Genomic DNA, 26927 nt, shown 5'->3' with positions numbered 1-26927 from the left:
ACGAAAATGCCCTGCGCGGTCTCCGGACGCAGGTAGTGCAGCGAGTTCTCGTCCTCGACCGGGCCGAGATGGGTGCGCAGCATCATGTTGAAGTCGCGCGGTTCGGTCCACTTGCCGCGGGTGCCGCAATCCGGGCACACGATGTCGGCCATGCCGTTCTCCGGCAGCTTGTCGCCGTGCTTCTCGGCGTAGGACTCCTGGAGTTTGTCGGAACGCTGACGCTTGTGGCAGTTGAGGCATTCCACCAGCGGATCGTTGAAGACGGCCACGTGGCCGGAGGCGACCCACACCGGGGTCGGCAGGATGATGGAGGTGTCAACGCCAACGACGTCACCGCGGGTGACGACCATGGAACGCCACCATTCGCGCTTGATATTGTCCTTCAGCGCGACGCCGAGCGGACCGTAATCCCATGCGGAACGGGTTCCGCCATAGATTTCGCCGGCGGGGAAAACAAAACCACGACGCTTGGCGAGGGATACGACTTCATCGAGTTTGGATACAGCCACAATGCACCTTCTGGTATGAACGGTTTGGGGTCTTTACAAGCGGAAAGCCTACCGTCACGCGCTGACTTCCATGGCCGCTCCCCGACTCGGCGCTACCGCCGGGTTCCGTAGGCGGTTTTCACGTTCCGTAGGCGGTCGGCCACGGATCCGGGTTCGGACAGACGCCCATTCCAATGGTTTTCCATCGCCTATCGGCCGGCGACCACCTACGGAAGCCCAAAACCGCCTACGGAAGAGCGCGGCCGTCGGAAACACCGCTGTCAACGCCCTCGGATAGGTTGAAGACCGTATTGAACATGCGGGGGTGCTTCCCGGGAGACCGAGAAGCTGAGATAGGCACGGAGCCTGACCCTTTGAACCTGTTGGTTAGCACCAACGTAGGGAGCAGATGATGAGCACCGACTCATACACCGATGAACAACGCGAGTTCATCACACGTTTGCGCGGCCAGATCGCGCAGGCGGTCGACACCGTGCGGGCGCAGACGCCGCTGGCGCAGTCATTCACCAATTTCGTGACCATCAATCTGGTGGCCAACGCACAGCTCGCGGCCGGCGGAACTGCGGCCATGAGCTATCTGCCGGACGATGTGGTGGACACCGCGCAGATCGCGGGATCCAATTACATCAATGTCGGCACGTTGCTGCCGTTCTTCAAGGACGCCTTGCCGCAAATCGCCTGCAAGCTGCACAAGGGCGGCAAGACATGGGTACTCGACCCGGTCGCCGCCGGCATCGGCAAAACACGCACCGCGATCCTCGAGTCGTTCCGCACATATCCGCCGACCATCGTACGCGGCAACGCCAGCGAGATCATCGCGCTCGACGCGATGTGGGGACTGGATCGTGGCGCTTCCTCAGTTTCCGGGACCCGCCCCGCAGGCGTCGAATCCGTCGATGACGTCGATGCCGCGGCCGACGCGGCGAAGCGCCTGGCACGGCATCTCGCGAAACACTCCCCGACCGGCACCGGCGCAGTCGCGGTTTCCGGCGCGGTCGACCTGGTGACCGATGGCGAACACGTGCTTCGGCTGCCCGGTGGCAGCGCGATGATGACGAAGATCACCGGCGCGGGCTGCTCGCTCGGCGGCGTCACCGCAACGTATCTGGCCGTCGCCGAACCGTTCGTCGCCGCCGTCTCCGCAGCCCTGCTGTACAACCGCGCTTCGGAGACGGCCGAGAAGTCGTCCAAGGGGCCGGGGTCGTTCCAGACGGCATTGTTGGATGCCCTGTGGAACACGACTGCCCGGCAGGTGGCCGATTCGGACATCCTCCTCGGATGAGTTCCACCGATGATTCGGTGTCATCCACCGCCCGGCGGTCCGCCGGAACGTCTCGACGTATACGCGCAAAACCAAGACCCTATATATAGGTCCATGGGAATCGTCGGGATTCCGGCCTCGCCTGATACAGGAATGACGGAACCGGCCAGCAGAGCGGGCGCCGCAGGCATCAGCAGCACATATCAACACTTCTTTTTTGGATCACTTACCACAAAGGGGAAACCACAATGAGCAACTATCCATACGCCTCCATGCGAGACTGTTTCGACATGAGCGCCTACTTCGTAGTAGGCCCGCAGGACTGCAAGGGCCGTCCGATCACGGATGTGGTCGATGACGCGTTGCGCGGCGGGGCGACGTTCATCCAGCTGCGCGCCAAGGACGCGGACGCCAAGGACATCACGATGATGGCGCAGGACATCGCGCAGATCATCGAAGACAACGGCAAATCCGATTCCGTGGCGTTCGTCATCGACGACCGCGTGGATGTGGTGTGGCAGGCGCGCAACAAAGGCATCAAGGTCGATGGCGTGCACATCGGGCAGACCGACATGGAGCCGCGTGAGGCGCGTGCGCTGCTCGGCGACGAGGCCATCGTGGGCCTTTCCGCCGAAACCGAAAGCCTCGTGAAGCTCATCAACGAGCTGCCGAACGGCTGCATCGACTACATCGGCGCCGGCCCGCTGCATGTCTCCGCCACCAAGCCGGAGGCTTCCGTCGGCGGCAACGACGGTTCCGGACACACCCTCGACGAGGAGCAGATCAACACGATCTGCACCGCCAGCGAATTCCCCGTGGTGGTGGGCGGCGGCGTGACCGCCGACGACATGGAGATGCTGGCACAGTCGAAGGCCGCAGGTTGGTTCGTGGTCTCCGCGATCGCCGGAGCCGACGATCCGGAAGCCGCTACCCGCGATATGGTGACGCGCTGGAAGGCCGTGCGCGGCGATAGGAGGCACGGCTACGCACCGCGTGTGAAGACCAGCGAGACCGCCGACAAGCCGGCCGAGAAGAACGAGAAGAAGTTCACCAACGCCAAGGAGGCGAAAGCGGCCTCCAAGCTGGCCAAGCAGCAGCGCGTGGACATCGCGGCGCGCGATTCCAAGCAGCGCGACAAGGCGCACGTCCGCAAGACCACGCCGATTCACTTCGAGAACCAGTTCGGCACCTACGATCTTGAGGTGCCGTACACCGAGATCAAGCTTTCCGACACGCCGGGCGAAGGCCCGAACGCGCCGTTCAAGGACTACAACACCGAAGGCCCGAAGTGCGACCCGAAGGAGGGCTTGGCCCCGTTGCGTCTCGACTGGATCCGCGACCGCGGCGACGTGGAGGAGTACGAGGGCCGGCGTCGCAACCTCGAGGACGATGGCAAGCGCGCCATCAAGCGCGGCAAGGCGTCCAAGGAGTGGCGCGGCCGCAAGCACAAGCCGCTGAAGGCCAAGGACCACCCGATCACCCAGATGTGGTACGCGCGCCATAACATCATCACGCCGGAAATGCGTTACGTCGCCGAGCGCGAGCACTGCGACGTGGAGCTGGTGCGTTCCGAGCTGGCCGCCGGCCGCGCGGTCATGCCGTGCAACATCAACCATCCGGAGGCCGAGCCGATGATCATCGGTTCGAAGTTCCTCACCAAGCTCAACGCCAACATGGGCAACTCCGCCGTCACCTCATCCATCGACGAGGAAGTGGAGAAGCTGACGTGGGCCACCAAGTGGGGCGCCGACACCGTGATGGACCTGTCCACCGGCAACGACATCCACACCACCCGCGAATGGATTCTGCGCAACTCCCCCGTCCCGATCGGCACCGTGCCGATGTACCAGGCGCTGGAGAAGGTCGAGGACGATGCGTCCAAGCTCTCCTGGGAGCTGTTCCGCGACACCGTGATCGAACAGTGCGAGCAGGGCGTCGACTACATGACCATCCATGCCGGCGTGCTGCTGCGGTTCGTGCCGCTGACCGCCAACCGCATGACGGGCATTGTCTCCCGCGGTGGTTCGATCATGGCCGAATGGTGCCTGCAGCACCATCAGGAAAGCTTCCTGTACACGCATTTCGACGAGCTGTGCGACATCTTCGCGAAGTACGACGTCGCGTTCTCGCTCGGCGACGGTTTGCGTCCGGGCTCGCTCGCCGACGCGAACGACGCGGCGCAGTTCGCCGAGCTCATGACGCTGGGCGAATTGACCCAGCGCGCATGGGACCACGATGTGCAGGTGATGATCGAAGGACCGGGCCATATTCCGTTCGACACCGTGCGCATGAACATCGAGATGGAGAAGGCGATCTGCAAGGACGCGCCGTTCTACACGCTTGGACCGCTCACCACCGACACCGCTCCGGGCTACGACCACATCACGTCCGCCATCGGCGGCGTGGAGATCGCCCGCTACGGCACCGCCATGCTGTGCTATGTGACGCCGAAGGAGCACCTCGGCCTGCCGAACAAGGACGATGTCAAGCAGGGCGTGATCGCCTACAAGATCGCCTGCCATGCGGCGGACATCGCCAAGCACCATCCGCATGCGATGGACCGCGACAACGCGATGAGCAAGGCGCGTTTCGAGTTCCGTTGGCTCGACCAGTTCAACCTGAGCTACGACCCGGATACCGCGATCGCGTTCCACGATGAGACGCTGCCGGCGGAGCCTGCGAAGATGGCGCACTTCTGCTCGATGTGCGGCCCGAAGTTCTGCTCCATGGCGATTTCGCAGAACATCCGCAAGAAGTTCGGCGACGAGGCCGCGCAGGAGAAGCTTGTGGCCGACGCGCAGTCCATCGCGGCCGGCATGCAGCAGATGAGCCAGAAGTTCCGCGACGGCGGTTCCAAGCTCTACCAGTGATACGCATGGGAACGTCTTCCACGGCATGCCATCGGTGACCGCCGCCTCGGCGCGTCATACGACGGCATGGCATAGTGAGGGACCGATGGATATGCGTATGCGAACCGGTGGAGTCATGGCGGGAGACCGTGATGGATCCGCCGGTTCGCATACGCATTTCATGGATTTATGAGATCATCCGCGAACGAAGCGGAGGAAGGAGTTGGCTATGACCACCACATTGGCGCCAGTGCTGAGTATCGCAGGATCGGATTCCTCCGGCGGCGCCGGCATCCAGGCCGACCTGAAGACCATGCTGGCCAACGGCGTATTCGGCATGACCGCCATCGCCGCGCTGACCGCGCAAAACACCACGGGCGTGACGATGGTCACCAACACTCCCCCGGATATGCTCGCCGCGCAGATCGACGCCGTGTTCTCGGACATTCCGCCGGTCGCGGTGAAGATCGGCATGGTCTCCAGCGCCGAACTCATCAACGTGATCGCCGATCGTCTCACGTTCCACCACGCGGCCAATGTGGTGCTTGATCCGGTGATGGTCGCCACCTCCGGCGCGAAGCTCATCGAGGACGACGCGATCGCCGCACTCACTTCGAAGTTGTTCCCGCTGGCCACGGTGATCACGCCGAATATGCCCGAGACGCAGGTGCTGTGCGATCTGGCCGTCAGGCAGGGTGCCGCTCCATTGGCCTATGAGGACGGCGAGAGCATCTCCACGCCGTCCGACATGGTCAAGGCGGGGCACCTCCTGGCAGACCATTTCGGTTGCGCCGTACTCGTCAAGGGCGGCCATGGCACGCAGGACGCAAGCGACGTGCTCGTCGAGCCAAGCGGCGAGGCCACATGGTTCCGTTCCCGCCGCATCGACAATCCGAACACGCATGGCACCGGATGCACGTTGTCTTCCGCGATCGCGTCGCATCTGGCGTTGGGCGAGGATCTGCCGACCGCGGTCGATAGCGCAAAGCATTATCTGACGGGCGCTTTGAAGGCCCAGCTCGATCTCGGTCATGGTTCCGGCCCGATGGACCACGCCTGGAAGTGGCGCTAGGCGACCAAAGGCCGCATGTCCGTCGTATGGTCTGCCGCCCCCGTGACCCGGCAGACCATGCACGGCACGACAACCGAATCATGCCGTGCCGCCGTCCATCCACCGGCACGGCAACAGAACAGAAAGGAAACGTGAATGACGCTCGATCGCAACGCGGAAAAACAGGAAGTGCCCATCGATCCGAAAACCGGCAAGCCGTACATCAACACGCTCGCGGCGGTCGCGATCTCCCCCGCCGGCGCGAGTCCGGAGAAATCCACCTACGTCGCACAGGCGGTCGACGTGATCCGTCAATCGGGTCTTCCCAATGAGACCAATGCGATGTTCACCAACATCGAAGGCGACATCGACGACGTGCTCAAGGTGATTCGGGACGCGACCATGAAGCTCGCCGGCCAGGGATACCGCACGGATGTGGTGATCCGTCTGGATATTCGTCCGGGATTCAACGGCCAGATCCACGCCAAGCAGGAACTCGTCGACGAAATTCTGTCCGAATAGCGGATGCCACGTATCACGGCATCCGGGAGGGCGCGTCATTCGCATCGTTCATGCGCGAATGACGCGCCCTCCCGTTTCTCACAGGTTTCGTCCAGCACAGGTATAGGGTTGCAGTTATGACCACGATGAAGGAAATCGCCAGAGAGACCGGAGTGTCCATTTCCACGGTGTCTTTGGTGCTCAATGGACGGGACGAGGGCCGGGTGAATGCGGCGTTGGCCGAACTTGTGCGCAAGAAGGCCGATGAACTCGGATACCGAATCAATCCGTTGGCGCGTAGTCTACGCACCAACAGGACCCGCATCCTTGGATTCATCAGCGAAGAGGTCGCGACCACCCCATTCGCGGGCGGCATCATTCTGGGCGCGCAGGATGCGGCCAGCGTCTACGGCTATATTCTATTCACCGTCAGTACCGATGGCGCGGCGAGCGAGGAGCAGGAGATTTCGACCCTGAAACGTTACGGCGTGGATGGATTCCTGTATTCGAAGATGTCGAACCGCATCGCTTCCGTGCCGGCGTCGCTGAACGACTATCCCGTGGTGATGGTGGACGCCACCGACGCGGCGGGAAAGATCCCCAGCGTGGAGCCCGACGAGTTCGCCATCGCATACGACGCGACGAACCGCCTGCTCAGGGCGCACTGCGAGCGCATCGCGTACATCGGATGTTCGGAAAACATAGTTGCCCAGCATGGGCGTCTCGCCGGATACCGCGCGGCCTTGCACGACGCCGGACGTGATTTCGATGATTCGCTGGTCTGCGATGTGATGAACAATGGCCCCGCATTGCGTGCCGTGGATGACCTGTTCGAGCGGGAACATCCCGATGGATTCTTCTGTTTCAACGACGCACGCGCCTGGTATGTGTACGAATGCGCCGCGCGTCGCGGACTCACCGTGGGCAAGGACATTTCCGTGGTCGGCGTCGACAATCACCGCGTGTTCGCGGAAACGCTCGAACCGCAGCTCACCACCGTGGAACTGCCGCACTACGAGATGGGATACTGGTCCGCCTGCAAACTGATCTCCATGATCGAAGGCAAACCCGTTGACGTCGGCTGCTGGCCGAAGACCACCGCCCCATTGCCGTCTCTGGATGCGCCCGTTCCCGCGAAGATCCACTGCACGCTGTTGGAAAAGGGCTCCGTGGCGGATTGAGCTTCGGCAATGCCTTCCGAGCATCCGTTCTGATGCCGTGCCATCATATTCGTTGCGTCGCGACGTCGAATCACAGCGTTCCATACGTTGCCGCCGGAGTGGGCGGGGCATCTCGCATCGCATATCTCGCCCATTGCCGCACCGTCTCACACCGTGCCTGCATCGTATCCGCATTGCGTCCGCTCCATGCCGAATCGTCCTGCGCCGCAACCGTCGCGCAAGTCCAATCACATGACTCCAACCACATCGCGACACGCCGACGCATTTCCCCCTTTCCCCAATTGCCGACATGCCGGACACCGCTATTTTCAGCCCTTCCGTATAACCTTGCAAAATCTAACGTCAATCGTTTTACGTAAATCGTTTGACGCTTCCTCCCAAAAGACGTATCATGAAATCACCTTTGTTCCGGCACGGCAGCCGAAACGAACCACACAACACCACTCAGCAACGATCACGCCGCACCGAAGCGGCAACGACACGGAGGACGGAACATCATGGCACGCGATACCCGATCCACATGGAAGAACCCTTCCTATCTGCAAAGCTCACTCGGCATCTTCATGTTTTTCTGCTCCTGGGGCATCTGGTGGTCATTCTTCTCGCGATGGCTCACCGATCCCACGCACGGCCTGGGCATGAGCTCGGCCGAACAGGGGCAGATCTACTCCATCAACTCGTTGGCCACCCTGGTCATCATGTTCGCCTATGGCGCCATCCAAGACCAGCTCGGCATCAAGCGCAAGCTCGTCATCGTCGTCTCCACGCTCGCGGCGCTCGTCGGCCCGTTCGTCCAGTTCGTATACGCGCCGATGCTCACCGCCGGCGGCAGCATCCGCTTCGTCGGCGTGCTCATCGGATCCATCGTGCTATCCGCCGGTTTCATGGCGGGATGCTCGCTGTTCGAGGCGCTCACCGAACGGTATTCCCGTAAATTCGGCTTCGAATACGGCCAGTCCCGCGCCTGGGGCTCCTTCGGCTACGCCATCGTGGCGCTGTGCGCGGGCTTCCTGTTCAACATCAACCCGCTGCTGAACTTCTGGGTCGGCTCCATTTGCGGCCTCGGCATGCTGTGCGTCTACGCGTTCTGGGTTCCCGCGGAGCAGAAGGCGGAACTCAAGAAGGAAGCCGATCCGAACGCCACCGCGACCAACCCGTCCTTCAAGGAGATGCTCGCCGTCCTGAAGATGCCGACCCTGTGGGTGCTCATCGTCTTCATGCTGTTCACCAACACCTTCTACACCGTGTTCGACCAGCAGATGTTCCCGAACTACTACGCCTCCCTCTTCTCCACCACCGAAATCGGCAACGCCACCTACGGCACGCTGAATTCCTTCCAGGTGTTCCTCGAATCCGCGATGATGGGCGTCGTGCCAATCATCATGAAGAAGATCGGCGTGCGCAACTCCCTGCTGCTTGGCGCCACCGTGATGTTCCTGCGCATCGGCCTGTGCGGCGTGTTCCACGATCCGGTCAGCGTGTCGATCGTCAAGCTGTTCCATTCCATCGAGGTGCCGCTGTTCTGCCTGCCGGCGTTCCGCTACTTCACCCTGCACTTCGACACCAAGCTGTCCGCGACCCTGTACATGGTGGGCTTCCAGATCGCCTCCCAGGTCGGTCAGGTGATCTTCTCCACACCGATGGGCACCATGCATGACGCCTTGGGCGACCGCCCGACCTTCTTCACCATCTCCGGCATCGTTCTGGCCGCTCTGATCTATGGCTTCTTCGTCATCAAGAAGGACGACCAGGACGTCGGTGGCGATCCGTTCTACACCGACAGGCAGCTCAAGGCCATGGAAGCCGCCAAGGCCTGACCCGAACGACCAACCCCGCCGGTCAGGTAGTTGGTGGTCCGGCTCCTTGCCGGACCACCAACTACCTCATCCAGACCACCACCGCATAGACCCGCCGATTTTCGCCAAACCATCGAATGGCGACGCATAGAAAGACGATCAACCATGACTGACTTCACTCCGAACGAACCGGTACTTACGCCGATCAAGAACCATGCCGAAGAACTCGCCAAGGCCGAAGCCTCGGTGGCCAGTCTCGCCGCCGGACGCAACAACCGCTGGTATCCGAAATTCCACATCGCCTCCAACGGCGGATGGATCAACGACCCGAATGGTCTGTGCCATTACAAGGGTCGCTGGCACGTGTTCTACCAGCTGCATCCGTACGGCACCCAATGGGGGCCGATGCATTGGGGCCACGTCTCATCCAAAGACATGGTGCATTGGAAACGCGAGCCGATCATGTTCGCCCCGTCCCTGGAACAGGAGAAGGACGGTGTGTTCTCCGGCTCCGCGGTGATCGGCGATGATGGCAGGCTCAGGTTCTACTACACCGGCCATCGCTGGGCCAACGGCAAGGACAACACCGGCGGCGACTGGCAGGTGCAGATGCTCGCCGAACCGGACGACGACGAGCTGACCAGCGCCACCAAGCGCGGCATGGTCATCGACTGCCCGACCGACAAGGTTGACCACCACTACCGAGACCCGAAGGTCTGGAAGACCGGTGACACATGGTACATGACCTTCGGCGTCTCCTCCGCGCAGAAGCGCGGCCAGATGTGGCTGTTCTCGTCCAAAGACATGGTGCGCTGGACTTATGAACGGGTGTTGTTCGAGCATCCGGACCCGAATGTATTCATGCTCGAATGCCCGGATTTCTTCCCCATCCGCGACGCACAGGGCAACGAGAAGTGGGTCATCGGCTTCTCCGCCATGGGCGCCAAGCCAAGGGGCTTCATGAACCGCAACGCCAACAACGCCGGATACATGATCGGCACATGGGCGCCCGGAAAGGCGTTCCATCCGGAAACCGAGTTTCGGCCATGGGATTGCGGGCACAACTACTACGCGCCGCAATCCTTCAACGACGGCAAGCGCCAGATCGTCTATGGTTGGATGAGCCCGTTCGCCACGCCGATCTGCATGGAGGACGATGGGTGGTGCGGCAATCTCACCTTGCCGCGCGAAATCATCCTGGGCGCGGACGGTGATCTGCACACGCCTCCGGTGGCCGAAATGGAGGGTCTGCGTGAGGACACCGTCGATTTCGGCGCGATTTCGCTCGATGCCAACGATGGAAGAATCATCGCCGATGACGCCGAGGCCGTGGAAATCGAGCTGACCATCGACTTGGCGGCGTCCACCGCCGAACGCGCCGGATTGAAGGTGCACGCCACCCCGGACGGCGCGTACACCTACATTGCGTTCGACGCGCAGATCGGATGCATCGTGCTTGACCGTCAGGCCAACGCACGCGGCGACCGCGGCTACCGCGCGGCGCCGCTTTCCGAAGCGGAGCTGGCTGCGGACGAGCTCACGCTGCGTGTGTTCGTGGACCGAGGCTGCGTCGAGACGTATGCGAACGGCGGGCATCAGGTCATGAGCTCGTATAGCTACGCTTCCGTAGGTTCCCGGGCGATCGAACTTGTCACGGAGTCCGGTACCCTTGAAGTCAAGTCTTTGAAGCTGCACCATCTGAAATCCATTGGACTGGAGTAGCCGCCGACGACCGCATCGTTCCGGAAACAGCTCAAGACATCCGCAAGGGGTATCCGCGAGGGGCCTCCGCACAACATGGTGCGGAGGCCCTTCGCATTGCCTCATGCGAACATTCCGTCCCCGTCCTATACTGGTCTGCCGGTAATGAACTTTTCTGGCCGGCGGACGGGCAGGCTCCTCACCTTACTGATTCCTCGCCGTCGGTCATGTGCGCGTCCACTTTGACGCGGAAAGCAAGGTGAAGATGTTGGCTTCGCGCGTGCACCGCAAATTCCTCGACGTGGCGAAACGACGTATTCCCACGATCGTCGCGATCGTGCTGCTGCTCGTCGTTTGGGAGGTATGGGTCCGCGTCGGGCATGTTCCCAGCACGATGATCGCGTCGCCAAGCGAGATCGCGCAGGCTACGGCGGAGACCTGGCCGACATTGTGGCCGGCGACGAAGGTCACGTTGCTCGAGGGCACGGTAGGCTTCCTGTTCGCCGTGGCGTGCGGCATTCTGCTCGGCATCCTGCTGTACTGCTCCCGCGTCGCGAACGCCGCGCTGTTCCCGCTGCTGTCCGCCGCCCAGACGATGCCGTTGATTTCGATCGCGCCGCTGTTTCTCATCTGGTTCGGTTTCGAGATTTCCGGCAAAATCGTGATCGTGACGGTGTTCGGCCTGTTTCCGATCGCCGTGCAGACGATTCGCGGATTGGAAGCAGTTCCGCAGTTTTATTCGGATGTGGCGTTGACGTGCGGCGCGACCCGTGTGTGGACATTGTGGCATGTGAAGCTGCGCGTGGCCGCACGGCAGATCTACGGCGGCATCCGCGTCTCGGCGGCGTACATTTTCGCCACCGCCGCCACCGCGGAGTACCTGGGCGCCCGCAAGGGACTGGGCATCTGGCTGCAGGCCGCTTACAACTCGTTCCGCACGCCGCTGATCTTCTCCGCCACGTTGGTGATCATCGTCATCACCTGCGTGCTCATGTGTCTGGTGAATCTCAGCGAGCGCGTGCTGCTCGGTCCGGCCGGCGACGATGAGGATCCCGACGCGGATCAGTGACGGACGGACAAGAACCTACCAACAGTCACTGGTTCGCACATCGCCAGCATCACAGTTGCGCACAACATCCGATGGCGACCGATTGATAATCACATCAGACAGGCCAAGGCGAGTTCCGTAACATGCTTGGCAGTGTCGGCATCAAGCCTGCCCACGTATAATGCCCGTCTGGCATTCAAATCCAGGGCTTTGAGCTGTTCCACTTGGATGAATCCGTGGATTACGTCCACATCGGCATCCTGCGCGAATACCTGCTGCTCGCCTAGGTCAACATGCAACGGATACCCGTTATCCGTACTGGTGATCGGACAAATCATTGTCAGATTGCAGTGGGCATTGTACCAATCGTTGCTTACCACCACCGCGTACCTACGCTTGGTCTGCTCGTGCCCGCGCGAAGGGTCGAGGTCGAGACGAACGATATCACCACGGGAAAAGCGCATCAGAGATCAGTCTCCTCTCCGACCGCGGGACCGGAATCGAATTCCTCACCGCGATAGTCACCGTGATAGTCGCGGAACATATCTTCCAGATTCGGTATGCGGTATTGGCCAATTTGCGTTGTTCTGACACTCGATGGCGTCAGAACAATCGAACCGTCCCGAAACTTAACATCGAGTTTGGAACCACAGATGATTCCAGCGCGGTCGCGCAGCTCTTTCGGAATGCGCACTCCCTCGCTGTTACCCCATTTTTGCACGGTAACGGTCGGCATGATGACCTCCTGCGATGTACGGTTAAGTATATGTATATCCATAAGTATATACCTCTTTGTATTCGTCGAATTATACTGGATCGCATTGTTGCAAGCGATTCCTCAAGTTTGCGCAATACAGGATGGCTCTCGCAAGTCGATGCAGAAAATTTGTGGATAAGTGGATAAACCAATATCATCCCGCAATGCACATCGACTGCACACGGAATATCGCATGCCCTTATCCATGCCGTTAGATGAGGCACATTGACTCTGAGTTCGCCCCGCACGTCATACCACCCCGTATAATGGATGGCGCTGTTCAGCCAATGCGTGGCAAACCGGCGGATTCCCCGTCGTCTGGTTCCAGACGCCATAAGGGATGCCGGGGGCATTGGCGCAACGGGAAACCGGGTCCCTTCGTACCGTTTTCTGCCCGAATACCACCCGTGCATATCCCTAGAAAACGGTAGAGAAGTCAGATTCAAGGGAAATCATCATATATGAAGAACCATATCTTCAATGCATTCGCGCATAAGACGGCCATCAAGGCCGTGGCGCTTCTCGGTGCGATCGCCATGATGTTCGGCGTCGCCGCATGCGGCCAGACCAACGACACCAGCGACAGCGGCAAGCTCAAGAAGGTGACGTTCATGCTGTCCTGGGCTCCCGACACCAACCATATCGGCGTGTACGTGGCGAAGAACAAGGGCTATTTCAAGCAGGTCGGCCTTGACGTCGACATCGTGGCCGTGGCCCAGGCCGGCGCCGAGCAGGCGGTGAACAACGGCCAGGCCGACTTCGCGCTGTCCAACCTCACCAATGTTGGTATCTACACGCTCAAGGGCGCCAAGATCAAGCAGGTCATGCAGGTGCAGCAGAAGCCGAGCGCCATCTGGTGCTCGTTGGCCTCGAACAAGGAGATCAAGTCCCCGAAGGACTTCGACGGCAAGACGTTCGCCACCTTCGGCTCCAACGAGTCCGATGCGGTGATCCGCCGCATGATCCAGACCGACGGCGGCAAGGGCACGTTCGACAAGGTGACCGTCGGCACCTCCACGTTCCAGACGCTGTCCAGCGGCAAGGCCGACTTCGGCGGATTCTACGCGACCTGGGAGGGCGTGCAGGCCGAGATGTACGGTCCGAAGCTGAACTGCTTCACCGAACCGGATTACGGCGTTCCGGGCAACGCAGACACCATCGGCGTGATCACCAACGACAAGACCATCTCCTCCAACCCGGGCTTGGTGAAGAAGTTCGTGCAGGCCACCAAGAAGGGCTACGAGTACGCGTACTCCCACCCTGACAACGCCGCGAACATCCTGGTGAAGGAGGCTCCCGACGCGAACCTCAAGCCGGCGTTCGTGAAGAAGAGCATGAAGACCATCGTGGATGGCCAGTACTGGGGCGATCCGGCCAAGATCAAGGACGGCTCGTTCGTCTTCGGCACCAACGATGTCGACGGCGCGCAGAAGTACTTCGACTTCCTCGCCCAGGAGGACGCGTACACCGATTCGCACGACAAGGTGATCCACACCGCGCCGCAGGCGAAGGACATCTCCACCGACGAGTTCCTCAAGTAGGTGCCCGAGCCTAGGATGCTCTTCGCATCTCTCACACGGGGGTTTGGCTCGGCGTTATGAATCCGGGCCGAATCCCCACGCTGCGGGCATCCATAAGCGCGCATGCCGGCAACACCATAGCCGCATGCCGCGTATGAATCGCAAAGGAGTCCGATGGATTTCGCAGATGACCGTACCGGCCGCAGGATGATTCTCGATGTCGACACCGGCATCGACGACGCGTTGGCATTGGCGTATCTGGCGTCCTTCACCGATATCAATCTGCTCGGCGTCATCGGCACCTACGGCAACGTGGCGGTCGATACGGCGGTACGCAATACCGAATATGTGCTGGAGCGGTTGGGGCTTCGGCACATTCCCGTCATGCGGGGTTCGGCGCATCCTTCCTGGGCGCGCTGTTTCGTGCCGGACGCGGGTTGCGCGCAGTTCCATGGCATCGATGGACTGGGCGGATTCGGTCCTGTGCCCCTCGGCTCCACCGCGGATTTCTTATCCACGGATTCCTCTTCCTCCGTGGACCGTGCGGATTGCGCGCAGTCCACGGATCGCGGACGTATCATCGGCGACCGTCCCATACGGACGATCCGCCTATCGCCGATGGAAAACGGCGGGGAACTGTTTTCCATCGGCGGATATCCGCTTCATGACATCCACGCCAATCCTTCGATTGACGATTTTTCCTTTTCCTTTGCCTTTGCCGCTGATGGCGACGTCGACACCAATGGCACAGCCGGCAATGCCGACATCGACGATGATGGCGACATACCGGAAGGCGTCCGATTCCTCATCGACCAGATCCGCAGGTTCGGCAGGGACGTCACCGTGGTGGCGACCGGCCCGCTGACCGACATCGACATGGCGATCGCCGAAGCCCCGGACATCACGCGGAATCTGCGCCTGGTGATGATGGGCGGTTCCCTCACCCAGGAAGGCAACTGCTGGGATCTGACGGCCGAGACGAATATGATCCAGGATCCCGAGGCGGCCGACCGCGTGTTCCACTCCGGAGCGGACATCACCATGGTCGGTCTGGACGTGACGCACCAATGCCTGCTGGGCGGCACCGCTACGAGACGCTGGAGGGATGCCGCGAGCCTTCGCGGACAATCGTCCGAAGCCCATCGTCGCGCACCCGCTGCATCATCCCCGTCATCCGCGCAATCCGAAACATTCGCACAGTCCACGTCATCCAAAGTATCCGCGCAATCCAAGGCATCCGTGACATCACCGGCACCGACGCCGTCCGCAGCGTCCACACCGTCTCCGCAACGCATGTTCAGTCCGCAGACGCTGCGTTTCCTCGCCGATATCGCCGATTTCTCCATCGCCGCCAATCTCAAGGCCGATGCGCGTCTCTTCTCCGCGGGCATGCCCCTGCATGATCCCTTGGCTGCGGCCGTCGCCGTCGATCCGACCTTGGTTTCCTGCATTGACCTGCCGATGAAGGTCGAAACGCAAACCGGCGATTTCCACGGCACCCGCGGACGCACCATAGGCGATCCGGAGGGCCTTATCAATCCGGGGGCGCCCCGAGTGCATGTCGCGTTGAACGTCGATGCCGAACGTTTTTTGGATGAATTCTCAACCCGTATCGCCGGCAATTGATGCGAATCCGCCAGACATCAAGAGAAAAAACGGCTTGAATCCGGCTGATGCGTGTCGATTCGGACGGAATCCGGCCTGATTTCGTCCGAATCGACGCACATCAGCGGCAAACCATCGAATCGATGCCCATTCCAAGTGCGAAGACACCGGAATGGCAACGGTGTCGCCGCCGACACGCATCGTCCGCATCGAAAATCAGCCGCTACTTCTTCACGCCGCCAAAACGACGGTCGCGGTGGATGTAGTGGTCGATGGAGCGCCACAACACCTCGCGGCCGCAATCGGGGAACAGTTCCGGCACGAAATCCAGTTCCGCATAGGCCGCCTCCCAAGGCAGGAAGTTCGACGTGCGCTGTTCGCCGGATGTGCGGATCACCAGATCGCAATCGGGAATGTCCGGATTGTACAGGTGGTCGGCAACCATCTTCTCCGTGACGCGGTCGCCGGAGATCTTGCCGTCGCGCACCTCACGCGCGATGGCCGCGCAGGCGTCCGCGATCTCGGCGCGTCCGCCATAGTTCAGGCAGAACACCACGTCGATGGTTGTGTTGTTCTTCGTGCGTTCCTCGGCGACCTGCAGCTCGTCGATGACGGACTTCCACAATTTCGGGCGGCGTCCCGACCAGCGCACGCGTACACCCCATTCATCCATCTGCGCCACGCGTCGATGGATGATGTCACGAGAGAATCCCATCAGGAAGCGCACCTCCTGGGGCGAACGCTTCCAATTCTCCGTGGAGAACGTGTACAGCGACAGATACCGCACGCCCGCTTCGATGGCGCCGGCGATGGTGTCGAACACCACGGGTTCCGCGGCCTGATGGCCGTCGGTGCGGATCAGGCCACGTTGCTGGGCCCAACGGCCGTTGCCGTCCATGATCACGCCGACGTGGCGCGGAACCTTGTTTTTCGGAAAATCGGGAATAATCGACGGATCGGAAAACGGTGCCGCCGGAATATCAAGGGACTTGTAGTCCACGTTCTCAAAAGCCATACCGCTAATCTAGCAAGCGCATGGAACGAATCGGACGTTCCATGTAGTATTCGCCCCATTTTTCCACCATGCGACGGGTCTCCCCCATCAATTCCCCGCCATCGAGCTCCGGCCAATCGCCGTCGACGAGCGCGTCGAGCTGGCAGATCGCCTTCCACGGCACGGCGAACGATTCGGGAATATGGTCTTTGACACACATCACACCGCCGGAGGAAATCGAAAAATACCATGCCTTGTCGATGGAGATTGGTTCGCCGCACACCACGCAGGCGCGCAGACGCGGCGTCCATCCGGCGATCGACAGCGCGCGCATCACATAGGAATCCCCAATCGCCGCGGGCTCGTGCGCGTGTTTGGCGAGCGCGTTCAACGCTCCCAATATCAGACGGTATTGCGGCACGGAACGCTCGCGCTCGGCGGATACCAGTTTGTCGGCGGTTTCGCAGATCACGTTCGCCGCGGCGTATGCGGCGAAATCGGCGCAAATCGGCCCGGCGTATGCGGATATCGATTCGGCCTGGGAGATGACGTCGAGCGAACGGCCTTCCGCGATAAGCAGCGCCACGCGCATGAATGGTTCCAGCCGACCGCCGAATCGTGATTTGGTGCGGCGCACGCCTTTGGCCACGGCGCGGATCTTGCCGTGGTCGCGCGTGAACACGGTGATGATGCGGTCCGCCTCACCGAGTTTGGCGGTGCGCAGCACCACGCCTTCGTCTTGATACAGCGGCATGTCAGGCTCCCTCGCTTTCTTCTGACCGCATCAGCATCATATGCGTTCCCACGGTTGTTCCATGGTTCGCGGCGCCATGTTCCATTCCGGGAACATGGCGCACTCTTTCATCGCGCCGCACATGTTCCACGATAAGTTTCACAATGGATTCCCATCATTCGGCAGACGCCATTCAGTAGATGAACAGTCCCCAGAAGGCGAATACCAACAGCATGTACAGCATGGCGACCGCCGTGATCCAGAACAGCACGCGTCCGAACCGTGTCGAGGCGAGCACGGGTTGGCGTCCGGTGACGATCTCGCGTATCGCGCCCCTGCGCGGCGGCCACTGGGCGATTCCTCGATACGTGGCCTCCTCGATCAGCCGCATGAACACGCGGGACCATGCCCATACCACGGCGATGCACACGACCTGGATGACCGGCCAGCTCCAGTACATCATGCCCGGGTCCTCGGCGGGGGCGCCGCCCCATGCCAGTTTGACCACGCCCATGATCACTTCGCCCAAGCCCGCCACGAACAACACGAACGTTGCCATGGTGGCGATGGCAAGGGTGACCAGCGCGTTGTTGAAACCATGGGCGAATCCCAACGAATACCGCTTCGCGTGGAGCCGCGCCCAGATCTTGCGGACCAACACGAACAGCCACAGCACGGCGGTGACCAACAGCAACAGCAGCATGCTGATGTGCAGCGCCACCATGTAGACGGTCAGCCCCCGATTGGCTTTCAGCTCCATGGGAACGGCGATCGACTGGTAGAGCCGTGTGCCGGCGACGCGTTCGCTGGTCTGTTTCATTCCCTGTGTGGTGCCGCTCGCCCAGCTGATCACATCGTTCACGTATTCGTCGGCGAACGGGGTGCCGGTGTTGGCCTCGTCGCCGAGTCTGAGCACATGGTTGGCTATCGGGTAGGTGCGTACGGTCACGTCCCAGTTGCCGGCCTTGTGCGCCATCTCCACGATTTTCTTGGTGCCTTCGACCTGCGCGGTCATGACGTCCTTCGTGCCATATGCCACCAGCGTCGGTATGGAATACGCCTGCGGCGTGAGCGTCTTGATGTCGAGGTTGTTCAGGCCGAACAATCCGGCGTCGATGTTGAAGACGCGCCTGACGATGGATTGGTAGCCGTCATGCGCTCCGGCGAGCGCGAAATCCTGCGCCGCGAGGAATCCCAGGGAATGTCTCGGAGAATAGACCATCGGGCTCAGCAGTATCTGGAAGGCCACGTGGTGGTCCCGCTGCAGCAGGTACGACGAGATCCATGTGCTTTCGGAAGTCGCGTAGATGCCGACCTTGCCGTCGTTCACGGTGTCGAGGCCGCGCAGCAGATCGATCACCTGATCGTAGATGGCCGCCGACCCCGGGTAGTCGCGCGTGGCGTCGTTGGTCGACCAGACGGGTTTGTCGAGCACTGCGGTCACGAAGCCTGCCGAGGACAGGTCATAGGCCATGTCTCCGAAGGAGTTGTCGCAGGTGCCATATCCCGCGCCATGCATGAACACCACGCCCGGCAATCCGCTTCCGGCGCCTTTCGGCTCGCGGATAAGCACCCTGATGCGTTGCATTTCGCCGGTGGAAGGGCGTTTCGCCTTGATGGTGACGTATCGTTTCGTCACTTCGTATTCGCCTTGCCGGGCGACGGTTTTGCCGGATGACTCGTCGAAGGTGACCGCCGTGTCGGAAGACAGCGTCTCGATGGTCTGGCCGGTCGGCTCGTAGTTCCATGAAATCGCCGTCAGATTCGAGGCGAACACCAGCGTGCCGAGCAGTATGACGAAAATGGGCAGGCTGACCATGAGCCGCCTGCCCCGCGTCCATTGGCGCGTATGATTCGTCCGGATGGCATTCGATGGCTGGCGTTCCTGTTCTGACACGTCGATCATTCTACCGGTTCCGGCTGAAATGGCCGCAGCGGCCCCGAACCGCCGCGGAATGGCTTCATCGTGGAGCGGTTCGTCTCAAGATGGTCAACGGCAAATGGCCCACGGTCCGATACCGTTCCGAATGCTTGCTCAGCAGTTGCCGTTTTGCGTCACCGGCACGACCACGGGACCGGTCGCGGTGGCCGTCGCCTCGCCGTTCCGCTCCATCTGGGCGGCGATTTCCTGCGCCTTGGCGAGCAGGGTTTCGACGATCTGGTCTTCCGGCACGGTTTCGATGACCTTGCCTTTGATGAAGATCTGTCCCTTGCCGTTGCCGGAGGCCACGCCAAGGTCGGCTTCGCGCGCCTCGCCGGGACCGTTGACGATGCAGCCCATCACGGCCACGCGGATCGGAGCGGTGATGTCCTTGAGCCCTTCGGTGACCGCGTTGGCCAGCTGGATCACGTCCACCTGGGAGCGCCCGCAGCTCGGGCAGGAGATGATGTCGAATTTGCGGGGGCGCAATCCCATGTATTCCAGCAGCTTGCAGCCGACCTTCACTTCCTCGACCGGCGGGGCGGACAGCGAGACGCGGATCGTGTCGCCGATGCCTTCGGCGAGCAGCGCGCCGAACGCCAGGCAGCTTTTGATGGTTCCCTGCCAGGACGGTCCGGCTTCGGTGACGCCGAGGTGCAGCGGCCAATCGCCCTTGGAGGCGAGCAGCCGGTACGTTTCGACCATGGTGACCACGTCGTGATGCTTGACGGAGATCTTGAAATCGTGGAATCCGACGTCCTCGAACATGCGCGCCTCCTTCAGCGCGGAGGCCACGAGCGCCTCGGGGGTCGGACCGCCGTACTTGGCGTACAGCTCCTTGTCGAGCGAGCCCGCGTTCACGCCGATGCGCAGGGAGATCCCCGCATCGGTGGCCGCCTTGCAGATCGAGGGGCCCACTTCATCGAATTTGCGGATGTTGCCCGGATTGACGCGCACCGCGGCGCAGCCCGCGTCGATCGCCTGGAAAACGTATTTGCTTTGGAAGTGAATGTCCGCGATGACCGGAATCGGCGATTTCCTCACGATTTCCGGCAACGCGTCGGCATCCTCCTGCTTGGGCACCGCCACGCGGACGATGTCGCAGCCCGCCGCGGTGAGTTCCGCGATCTGCTGCAGGGTGGCCGGCACGTCGGCGGTGCGCGTGTTGGTCATGGACTGCACGGAGATCGGCGCTCCGCCGCCGACCGGCACCGGACCGACCATGATGCGGCGCGATTTGCGGCGGGGATGGAGCGGGCTTTCGCTGATGGCCGCCTCACCGGTTTTGCGGAACGGCTTGTCAAGTTCTGGCATAAGTTGGAAATCCTTGCAATAGAAGGGCTCCCCCATGGGGAGCCCTTGCGATGATTGTCTCGTACAACGACCGGTTACCGGTTTATCAGATTGTCGGCGCGGTCGCGAGCCTCATGCTCGAGTTGATTCATTTCCTCCACGGAAGCGAACAGCGGATTGCCACGCAGTTCGGCGTCCATTTCGTCCAGCACTTCCCTGACGGTGTCGACGATGCCGAGATACGGCAGCCGGTGTTCGAGGAAGGCATGCACGGCCTGCTCGTTGGCCGCGTTCAATACCGCCGTGTGCTTTTCGGAGGATTCCAGGCAGTGCCGCGCGAGGCCCACCGCGGGGAACGCCTCGTCGTCCAGCGGCTCGAACGTCCATGTGGCGGCCTTCGTCCAGTCGCAGGCCGCGGCCACGTCGCCCAGACGTTCGGGGGCGGACAGTCCCAAGGCGATCGGCAGACGCATGTCCGGCGGGGACGCCTGCGCGATGGTGGCGCCGTCGCGGAATTCGACCATGGAGTGCACGATGGACTGCGGATGGACGGTCACATCGATGCGGCTCGGCGGAATGTCGAACAGTCGGCTCGCCTCGATGACCTCAAGTCCCTTGTTCATCAGCGTGGACGAGTTTATGGTCACGACCGGGCCCATGTTCCATGTGGGGTGGTTCAGCGCCTGTTCCGGTGTGATGTCGGTCATCTGTTCGCGCTTCCAGCCGCGGAACGGTCCGCCCGACGCGGTGACGACGAGTTTGGACACCTCGCCGTGGGTTCCCGCGCGCAGCGACTGCCAGATGGCGGAATGTTCGGAATCGACGGGGTTGATCTGGTGTCCGCGCACCTGCGAGTCGAACAGCAGGTGTCCGCCGGCCACCACGGATTCCTTGTTGGCCAAGGCCAATTGGGAGCCCGCCTGCAGCGCGGCGATGGACGGTTCGAGTCCGATCGAACCGGTGATGCCGTTCAGCACCACGTCGGCGCCGGAACCCGCCATGGCGATCACGGCGTCCGGACCGGCCGTCACTTCGACGTCCGCCACGTCGTTCCGTCGTAGCGCCTCACGAAGCGCCGCGACGGCGTTCTTGTTGGAAATCGCGACTTTGGCGACATGGAACCGGGCGGCCTGTTGAGCGAGCAGTTCGACATGCGCTCCGCCTGCCGCCAGCCCCGTCACTTCGAAGCGGTCGAGATGGCGGGAGATGACGTCAAGCCCTTGGGTTCCGATGGATCCGGTGGATCCCAGAATGACTACGGTTGAGGTCTGCATGGGTTATGCGTTTTCTCCGTATGTTTGGTTGTTTGGTTGTTGTATTTCGTTTTGCGAATGATTCCGCGCGCAACACACGCGAACGAAACAGGCTGACGATCACGCCAGCCTGTTTCAGATGCATCAGTCGAAGGACGGGAACGACAGATCCGGGATATCGAGGTTCGGATCGCCGCTGGTCGAAGGGAACAGCGGCTTGGCGGCCGGCTTCTTGGCGTCCTTGTCGCCATCCGCTCCGGGTGCCGGAGTCGTGGATGGTATCGCCGTGGTGGGCACGGCGGGCGCGAAGCTCGGCAACGAAGAAGCTGCCGGCGTCGTCACGGCAGGTGCCGGAGTCGTGGATGCCGTGGGAGCGAAGCTGGGAGCCGGGGTGACGGTCGATGCCGGAATCGTATATGGAGCGACCGGCGTGCTCGTGGCTGCGGAAGGCGTCGATGCCGGCACGGCCGCCGAAGCACTCTGCGGGGAAGGCACCGCCGTGCCCAGATTCAGGGAACCGGTGTTCAGCTGCGGCACGCTCGGCGCCGACAAATCAGGCACCTGCGGAGCGACGCCGCTCACGGTGTTGCCTGAAACGCCTGACGTGCCCGAAGTGCCTGAGACGCTCGAAATGGTCTGCTGCGCCAGCGCTGCAAGAGATGATGCCGCAGACGGGGAGGCCGTCGGCACGGACGTGGGCTGAACCGGTGCTGCAGAGGGCGCCGCCACCGGCGGAACCGCGGCGGCGCCAGTGGCAGGCGCGAAGCCTGCAGGAGCGTCGGCCACCGGATTGAACGGTTCGGTCTCGGTGCCCACTGTGGATTCTACGGCCGCGGCGGACGCGGTCGGCGCGGAGATGCCGCCCGGCGCGAAAATCGATGTCTTTGCCGGCTGGGCGACGGCGGGTTGCGCGGCTGCCGGCTGTGATGCCGCGTTTCCGCCCGCCATGCCGACAGCGGGCAGCGGTGCGGACTGCGTTCCCTGTGGAGCCACCGGCGTTGTGACCGGGGAAGCCGCGGGAGCCTTGAAAATGGCGTGCTCTTCCTTGTTGAGGAAGTCGAAGGATTCATTGCTGTGAATAGCGGATTGGGATTCCGCGATCACCTGGGAATCCACCGATACCGGAGCCGCGTACACCGGAGTGAGCAACTCGGTTTCCGAAGCGTCGTCCCCTGCCGTGGCGGCGGAAGCCGGATCGCCGACGAAATCGGCGACGCGGTCGTAGGATTCAAGGCGCGTCAGCAGCTGCACGCAAGAGGCCAGATAGTAGTCGACCTGGCGCTCGTCGTACCCGCGCTTGCCCTTGCGTTGCGTGAAGATCACGTTGGCGACGGTACGGGAGTTCAAGTCGGCGAGCTTCTTCGCGTCATCATCGCCCATCTTGGTGATGTCGAGGGAATCGGCAGCCTTCATCAGACACTGGTCGATGATGCGGTCCACCTGCTTGCGGTCATAGCTGGGCTTCTTGGGCTCGCCCGGCTTGAACCGCTCGCCTTCCTCGCGCTGCGCATGGTCGTTCAGTTCACGGAACAGGGCCTCGGTCTGCCCCTTCCACGCCACACGGCCATGCTGGGAGATCTCCCATGTGGTCTGCTTGTCCACCACGGCGCGTTCCAGACGGGCCAAGGCGGCATCGACCTGGGCGATCACATAGCCGCCCTTGACGAGATCGAACGAGACCTTCTGAATATCGTTCTGGGTGAGCTGGATGCCCTCACCCTCATACAGCTTGTGCGCGCGCTCGAGGAAAGCATCCACCTGGACGGAATCATATCCCCACTTGCGCTTCGGAGCGTGCGCGATTCCCGATGCGTTCTTATCGGACTCAGGTTCCTGCCCCATTGGCTATCGACCTCCTACAACAGTTTTCAACATCACCACTTTACGTGAGTGATTCGACGCACGCCGTTCACCGCCCATCCGCAAAGGCGGCCGCACGGTTCGTCACGCCGTCGAATCGACACGCATCCACGCCGTTTCGAGCTGTCTCGCGCCACGCCGACACACGGTGGCCTATCGCATGCGCGGCATGCGGTACAGTGGATTTTCGCGGGCGATTAGCTCAGTTGGTTAGAGCGCCACCTTTACACGGTGGATGTCGGGGGTTCGAATCCCTCATCGCCCACCTGTCAAAGCCTTTGCATTTCCAACGATTCGCACATTGTTCAAAGCCAGATTCACGATTTGCGCACACGCTTTGCCCATGTTCCATCATGAAGTCATCTGGAACCGACAAGGCACGGCAATGATGCAACAAGCAAAAAGAGCGGCCCGAAGGCCGCTCCTCGCAACATTTCAATCAGCACGGGCATAAGCCCGCGGAAATCATCTTCCCTTGCCGAAGGCGCGCAGACGGATGCCGTTCCAGTCGGCGCTGACGGTCAGCGGGGTGGCGGCGTTCATTCCGGCGGTCTTGGCCGCGGACTGCACGATGCTGGAGCTTGCCGCGCCCGGACGTCCCGGCTTCGGCGTGAGCACCCACAGCGGGCCGTCGTCGCCGAGGACGGCGTACGCGTCGACGATCGTGTCGGACAGTTCGTCCTCGTCATCGCCGTCACGCCACCAGATGATCACACCGTCGACGGCGGAATCGTAATCCTCGTCGACCAGCTCCTCACCGGTCAGCTTCTCGATCTTGGCGCGGATCGAGTCGTCCACATCATCGTCCCACAACCATTCCTGTACCAGGTCGCCGGCGTGGAAACCGAATTCTTCAGCGTTATCAGATGCCGTATGATTCACGCTCGCCAATATACCAACACTGCTCGAACATGCACGTTACGAATCTTGGAATTGGTCATTCTTCGAGATTGCGGCATCGTCCGCAACGCCGTCATTTTTCGGCGGCGCACTGCGGCAGGGATGCCCCCTTTCCGTCGCGGATGGCGACAAGGGCCTTGTAGGCGTCATCCAATGTGGCGACCTTTACCACGTTGAGGCCCTGCGGGATGTGCCCCACCACGCTGGAGCAGTTCGATTCCGGCGCGAGGAACCATGTGGCGCCGTCGCGTTTCGCGCCGATCATCTTCAGGCGGATGCCTCCGATCGCGCCGACCTTGCCCTTCGCGTTCATCGTGCCCGTGCCCGCGATGGTTCTACCGCCGGCGAGCTTCTCCCCGGTGACCTTGTCGATCACACCCAGCGTGTACATCATGCCTGCCGACGGACCTCCGATGTCGTCGACATGCATGCTCACCTTCATGCCGGATACGTCATATCCGTGTTTCGCGAGGAACTTTCGGGCGGCCGCGGTGGCGGAATCCTGCGACGTGCTCATCTGCGCGTTGCTTTCACGCTTGTATTCCTTGGCGCTCTGGCCAACCGGCACCACGGCCTCCTGCGGCATCACCGTGACCCTGGAACTGAACCAGCCGATCAGGGCCTCCGCGTTGGTGACCGGGTATCCGGGCACGCCGGACGCGTTGACGGTGACCAGCAGCAGCTTGCCGGAATCCTTGTGGGTGTCCACTCCGGAAACGGAGATGACCGGTTTGCCCGAAACCTCGCCCAGCACGTCCTGGGTGGGCCCGGGGGTCTGCACCACGTAGGCGCTGGGAAGGATCAGCACCAGCGCGCACAGCACGATGGTCACCAAGCCGGCGAGGTAGCGCCATGTTCTGGCATCGAGCCAGCGTCCGACACAGGCGCCGATCGACCGGAGACGGTCAAGGGGACGGATACGTGTGTTTTTGGCGCGGACTGAACGTGTTTCATGCATATTGGGCATACCTCCCATAGTATGGAACCAGTTAAACTTGGAAAAACCCTTAATGCAAGAAGGCAGGAACGGTATGGACGAGAACGCGATCCGCCAATGGCTCATTGACTGTTTTGGACCGATTCAGGGCGAGATGGCATGGAATCAGCTGTCCAACCTGCCCGAGGAGCTGCGCGAGCAGTTGATGAGCCGCGATCCGAGCGAGCTTCCCAAGCCGTCCGAGGTGCAGTCCATGATGCAGGCGTTCACCGCCGGCGGCCTGAACACCATGGGCGATATGGAACGCATCGCGCAGGAAGGCCCCATCAACGTCAAGCTGGCGAAATCGCTGGCATTGCAGCAGGCCAATGGCAAGGGCTCAGAAAGCAGCGTAAGCGCGGAGTACGGCGAGATGGCGCGCCGCGCGATCAGCGAGGCGAACCTGTGGCTCGACACGGCCTGCGAATTCAATCCGGCCGAAGGCGAGACGAAGGTGCTCACGCGGACCGACTGGGTGAACGGCACGCTTGATTCCTGGGCGCAGTTCGCCTCCCCCGTCGCGCAGTCGATGAACGACGCGCTCGCTTCGATCCTGTCGTCGCGCTTCGGTGACGATGACGGCATCCAACCGGAGGTATCCGGCATTTTCGCGGGTCCGGTGCAGATTCCGATTCCCGACAGCATGAAGGATCCGGCGCAGCTGATGCGTTTCGTCGGCAACACGTCGTTCGCGATGCAGCTTGGCCGCGCCGCTGGCGATCTTTCCCATGAGGTGCGCGGCAGTTTCGACCAAGGCATCGCGTTGCTGAAGAATCCCGCGGGCGGCCTGATCGTGCAGAACATCGTCGAATATGCGGAGTCGTTGGAACTCGATGCAAACGAGGTGATGGGTTATCTGGCCTTGCAGGAGCTCGCGCACACGCGTCTGTATGCGTCCGTGCCGTGGCTGATGCCGCGTTTCGAGGCGCTGCTCGGCAAGTACGCGCGTGGCATCGCCATCGATATGGACGCTATGGAGGAGCAGATCCGCGACGCGCAGACCGTTGATCCCGATTCGATGGCGGATGCGGTGAACATCACCAAGGTGGCGTTCCCGGACACTCCGGAACAGAAACAAGCGATGGCTTCGCTGGAGACGCTGCTGGCCTTGGTCGAGGGCTGGGTCGATGCGGTCGTGTGGCGTGCCGGCATGGCGCATATTCCGCATATTGAACAGCTTCGTGAGATGCTTCGTCGCGAACGCGCCATCGGCGGCCC

The 26927-nt window shown here is 61.7% G+C and carries 21 protein-coding genes, 1 tRNA gene, 1 pseudogene and 1 riboswitch; of the genes and pseudogenes, 12 read left to right on the top strand and 11 right to left on the bottom strand.

Translation table 11 applies throughout. The features are described from left to right. A pseudogene (locus tag B3C64_RS00725) lies at positions 1 to 509 on the bottom strand (glycine--tRNA ligase); the annotation flags it as partial. A gap of 290 nt (positions 510 to 799) precedes the next feature. Then, positions 800 to 910: riboswitch (TPP riboswitch) on the top strand. Here B3C64_RS00725 and B3C64_RS00720 point away from each other — a divergent pair. From B3C64_RS00720 to B3C64_RS00685, 8 genes are all read left to right on the top strand, one after another. Further along, the gene (locus B3C64_RS00720; protein ID WP_291533042.1) at positions 901 to 1791 is read left to right on the top strand and encodes a hydroxyethylthiazole kinase; all 891 of its coding nucleotides are present in this window, start codon (positions 901 to 903) and stop codon (positions 1789 to 1791) included. (Overlaps the previous riboswitch by 10 nt.) A gap of 227 nt (positions 1792 to 2018) precedes the next feature. Then, the gene (gene thiC, locus B3C64_RS00715; protein ID WP_291533041.1) at positions 2019 to 4640 is read left to right on the top strand and encodes a phosphomethylpyrimidine synthase ThiC; all 2622 of its coding nucleotides are present in this window, start codon (positions 2019 to 2021) and stop codon (positions 4638 to 4640) included. Between the two features lie 208 nt (positions 4641 to 4848). Continuing rightward, positions 4849 to 5691, top strand: coding sequence for a bifunctional hydroxymethylpyrimidine kinase/phosphomethylpyrimidine kinase (thiD, locus tag B3C64_RS00710; protein WP_291533040.1), 843 nt, complete (start codon positions 4849 to 4851; stop codon positions 5689 to 5691). Between the two features lie 135 nt (positions 5692 to 5826). Further along, the gene (locus B3C64_RS00705; protein ID WP_291533039.1) at positions 5827 to 6192 is read left to right on the top strand and encodes a thiamine-binding protein; all 366 of its coding nucleotides are present in this window, start codon (positions 5827 to 5829) and stop codon (positions 6190 to 6192) included. Between the two features lie 116 nt (positions 6193 to 6308). Next, the gene (locus tag B3C64_RS00700; RefSeq protein WP_291533038.1) at positions 6309 to 7352 is read left to right on the top strand and encodes a LacI family DNA-binding transcriptional regulator; all 1044 of its coding nucleotides are present in this window, start codon (positions 6309 to 6311) and stop codon (positions 7350 to 7352) included. A gap of 497 nt (positions 7353 to 7849) precedes the next feature. Further along, positions 7850 to 9169 (top strand): MFS transporter, encoded by a 1320-nt coding sequence (locus tag B3C64_RS00695; protein ID WP_291533037.1) that lies wholly within the window; start codon positions 7850 to 7852, stop codon positions 9167 to 9169. Between the two features lie 144 nt (positions 9170 to 9313). Further along, positions 9314 to 10870, top strand: a complete 1557-nt coding sequence (locus tag B3C64_RS00690; RefSeq protein ID WP_291533036.1) for a glycoside hydrolase family 32 protein — start codon at positions 9314 to 9316, stop codon at positions 10868 to 10870. Positions 10871 to 11114: 244 nt separating this feature from the next. Then, positions 11115 to 11918 (top strand): ABC transporter permease, encoded by an 804-nt coding sequence (locus tag B3C64_RS00685; protein WP_291533035.1) that lies wholly within the window; start codon positions 11115 to 11117, stop codon positions 11916 to 11918. Between the two features lie 89 nt (positions 11919 to 12007). Here B3C64_RS00685 and B3C64_RS00680 read toward each other — a convergent pair whose 3' ends face one another. Together B3C64_RS00680 and B3C64_RS00675 are read right to left on the bottom strand one after the other, a co-directional pair. Further along, the gene (locus tag B3C64_RS00680; RefSeq protein WP_291533034.1) at positions 12008 to 12361 is read right to left on the bottom strand and encodes a type II toxin-antitoxin system PemK/MazF family toxin; all 354 of its coding nucleotides are present in this window, start codon (positions 12359 to 12361) and stop codon (positions 12008 to 12010) included. After that, positions 12361 to 12633: an AbrB/MazE/SpoVT family DNA-binding domain-containing protein gene (locus tag B3C64_RS00675; protein WP_291533033.1), complete on the bottom strand. Its 273-nt coding sequence runs from the start codon at positions 12631 to 12633 to the stop codon at positions 12361 to 12363. Before B3C64_RS00675 ends, B3C64_RS00680 begins: the two co-directional genes overlap by 1 nt. A gap of 482 nt (positions 12634 to 13115) precedes the next feature. Between B3C64_RS00675 and B3C64_RS00670 the strand changes: the two genes are divergently transcribed. Continuing rightward, positions 13116 to 14195, top strand: a complete 1080-nt coding sequence (locus tag B3C64_RS00670) for an ABC transporter substrate-binding protein (RefSeq protein ID WP_291533032.1) — start codon at positions 13116 to 13118, stop codon at positions 14193 to 14195. Positions 14196 to 14348: 153 nt separating this feature from the next. Next, positions 14349 to 15800, top strand: a complete 1452-nt coding sequence (locus B3C64_RS00665; RefSeq protein ID WP_291533031.1) for a nucleoside hydrolase — start codon at positions 14349 to 14351, stop codon at positions 15798 to 15800. Between the two features lie 202 nt (positions 15801 to 16002). Here B3C64_RS00665 and B3C64_RS00660 read toward each other — a convergent pair whose 3' ends face one another. The 6 genes from B3C64_RS00660 to B3C64_RS00635 all read right to left on the bottom strand — a co-directional run bounded on the left by B3C64_RS00660 (position 16003) and on the right by B3C64_RS00635 (position 23815). Next, entirely contained in the window at positions 16003 to 16794 is a 792-nt protein-coding gene (locus tag B3C64_RS00660; protein ID WP_291533030.1) for an isoprenyl transferase, read from the bottom strand. Positions 16795 to 16798: 4 nt separating this feature from the next. Beyond that, positions 16799 to 17527 carry a DNA repair protein RecO gene (recO, locus tag B3C64_RS00655; protein WP_291533029.1) on the bottom strand — a complete coding sequence of 243 codons (729 nt, stop codon included), beginning with the start codon at positions 17525 to 17527 and terminating at the stop codon, positions 16799 to 16801. 172 nt (positions 17528 to 17699) lie between these two features. Further along, positions 17700 to 19325 (bottom strand): alpha/beta hydrolase, encoded by a 1626-nt coding sequence (locus B3C64_RS00650; RefSeq protein ID WP_291533049.1) that lies wholly within the window; start codon positions 19323 to 19325, stop codon positions 17700 to 17702. A gap of 216 nt (positions 19326 to 19541) precedes the next feature. Next, a complete protein-coding gene (gene ispG / locus B3C64_RS00645) occupies positions 19542 to 20741 on the bottom strand; it encodes a flavodoxin-dependent (E)-4-hydroxy-3-methylbut-2-enyl-diphosphate synthase (protein ID WP_291533028.1) in 1200 nt (399 codons plus the stop codon). 74 nt (positions 20742 to 20815) lie between these two features. Beyond that, entirely contained in the window at positions 20816 to 21994 is a 1179-nt protein-coding gene (dxr, locus tag B3C64_RS00640) for a 1-deoxy-D-xylulose-5-phosphate reductoisomerase (protein WP_291533027.1), read from the bottom strand. A gap of 123 nt (positions 21995 to 22117) precedes the next feature. Then, positions 22118 to 23815, bottom strand: a complete 1698-nt coding sequence (locus B3C64_RS00635; protein ID WP_291533025.1) for a DivIVA domain-containing protein — start codon at positions 23813 to 23815, stop codon at positions 22118 to 22120. 209 nt (positions 23816 to 24024) lie between these two features. Between B3C64_RS00635 and B3C64_RS00630 the strand changes: the two genes are divergently transcribed. Next, positions 24025 to 24098: transfer RNA gene (locus B3C64_RS00630), tRNA-Val, on the top strand. A 200-nt stretch (positions 24099 to 24298) separates the two neighbouring features. Here the strand turns inward: B3C64_RS00630 and B3C64_RS00625 are convergent. Next, positions 24299 to 24724 carry a DUF3052 domain-containing protein gene (locus tag B3C64_RS00625; RefSeq protein ID WP_291533023.1) on the bottom strand — a complete coding sequence of 142 codons (426 nt, stop codon included), beginning with the start codon at positions 24722 to 24724 and terminating at the stop codon, positions 24299 to 24301. A gap of 82 nt (positions 24725 to 24806) precedes the next feature. Then, positions 24807 to 25691: a YlbL family protein gene (locus tag B3C64_RS00620; RefSeq protein WP_298047330.1), complete on the bottom strand. Its 885-nt coding sequence runs from the start codon at positions 25689 to 25691 to the stop codon at positions 24807 to 24809. A gap of 73 nt (positions 25692 to 25764) precedes the next feature. On the opposite strand from B3C64_RS00620, the gene B3C64_RS00615 reads away from it, so the two are divergent. Beyond that, positions 25765 to 26927 (top strand): zinc-dependent metalloprotease (locus tag B3C64_RS00615; protein ID WP_291533019.1); only part of this gene is annotated, 1163 nt, incomplete at its 3' end.

It is taken from the genome of Bifidobacterium sp. UBA6881 (assembly GCA_002451435.1).
Lineage (GTDB): Bacteria > Actinomycetota > Actinomycetes > Actinomycetales > Bifidobacteriaceae > Bifidobacterium.
Note: the sequence above shows the minus strand (reverse complement) of the source record. Positions and strands in the feature narration are given on the sequence as shown.

Bases quoted from the DNA above. Each gene is read 5' to 3' on its own strand.
- B3C64_RS00675 (WP_291533033.1), bottom strand. From the start codon at position 12,633: ATGCCGACCGTTACCGTGCAAAAATGGGGTAACAGCGAGGGAGTGCGC.
- B3C64_RS00695 (WP_291533037.1), top strand. From the start codon at position 7,850: ATGGCACGCGATACCCGATCCACATGGAAGAACCCTTCCTATCTGCAA.
- B3C64_RS00650 (WP_291533049.1), bottom strand. From the start codon at position 19,325: ATGGTCAGCCTGCCCATTTTCGTCATACTGCTCGGCACGCTGGTGTTC.
- B3C64_RS00670 (WP_291533032.1), top strand. From the start codon at position 13,116: ATGAAGAACCATATCTTCAATGCATTCGCGCATAAGACGGCCATCAAG.
- B3C64_RS00720 (WP_291533042.1), top strand. From the start codon at position 901: ATGAGCACCGACTCATACACCGATGAACAACGCGAGTTCATCACACGT.
- dxr (WP_291533027.1), bottom strand. From the start codon at position 21,994: ATGCAGACCTCAACCGTAGTCATTCTGGGATCCACCGGATCCATCGGA.
- B3C64_RS00690 (WP_291533036.1), top strand. From the start codon at position 9,314: ATGACTGACTTCACTCCGAACGAACCGGTACTTACGCCGATCAAGAAC.
- B3C64_RS00705 (WP_291533039.1), top strand. From the start codon at position 5,827: ATGACGCTCGATCGCAACGCGGAAAAACAGGAAGTGCCCATCGATCCG.
- thiC (WP_291533041.1), top strand. From the start codon at position 2,019: ATGAGCAACTATCCATACGCCTCCATGCGAGACTGTTTCGACATGAGC.
- B3C64_RS00680 (WP_291533034.1), bottom strand. From the start codon at position 12,361: ATGCGCTTTTCCCGTGGTGATATCGTTCGTCTCGACCTCGACCCTTCG.
- B3C64_RS00660 (WP_291533030.1), bottom strand. From the start codon at position 16,794: ATGGCTTTTGAGAACGTGGACTACAAGTCCCTTGATATTCCGGCGGCA.
- recO (WP_291533029.1), bottom strand. From the start codon at position 17,527: ATGCCGCTGTATCAAGACGAAGGCGTGGTGCTGCGCACCGCCAAACTC.
- B3C64_RS00700 (WP_291533038.1), top strand. From the start codon at position 6,309: ATGACCACGATGAAGGAAATCGCCAGAGAGACCGGAGTGTCCATTTCC.
- B3C64_RS00685 (WP_291533035.1), top strand. From the start codon at position 11,115: ATGTTGGCTTCGCGCGTGCACCGCAAATTCCTCGACGTGGCGAAACGA.
- B3C64_RS00635 (WP_291533025.1), bottom strand. From the start codon at position 23,815: ATGGGGCAGGAACCTGAGTCCGATAAGAACGCATCGGGAATCGCGCAC.
- thiD (WP_291533040.1), top strand. From the start codon at position 4,849: ATGACCACCACATTGGCGCCAGTGCTGAGTATCGCAGGATCGGATTCC.
- ispG (WP_291533028.1), bottom strand. From the start codon at position 20,741: ATGCCAGAACTTGACAAGCCGTTCCGCAAAACCGGTGAGGCGGCCATC.
- B3C64_RS00665 (WP_291533031.1), top strand. From the start codon at position 14,349: ATGGATTTCGCAGATGACCGTACCGGCCGCAGGATGATTCTCGATGTC.
- B3C64_RS00620 (WP_298047330.1), bottom strand. From the start codon at position 25,691: ATGCATGAAACACGTTCAGTCCGCGCCAAAAACACACGTATCCGTCCC.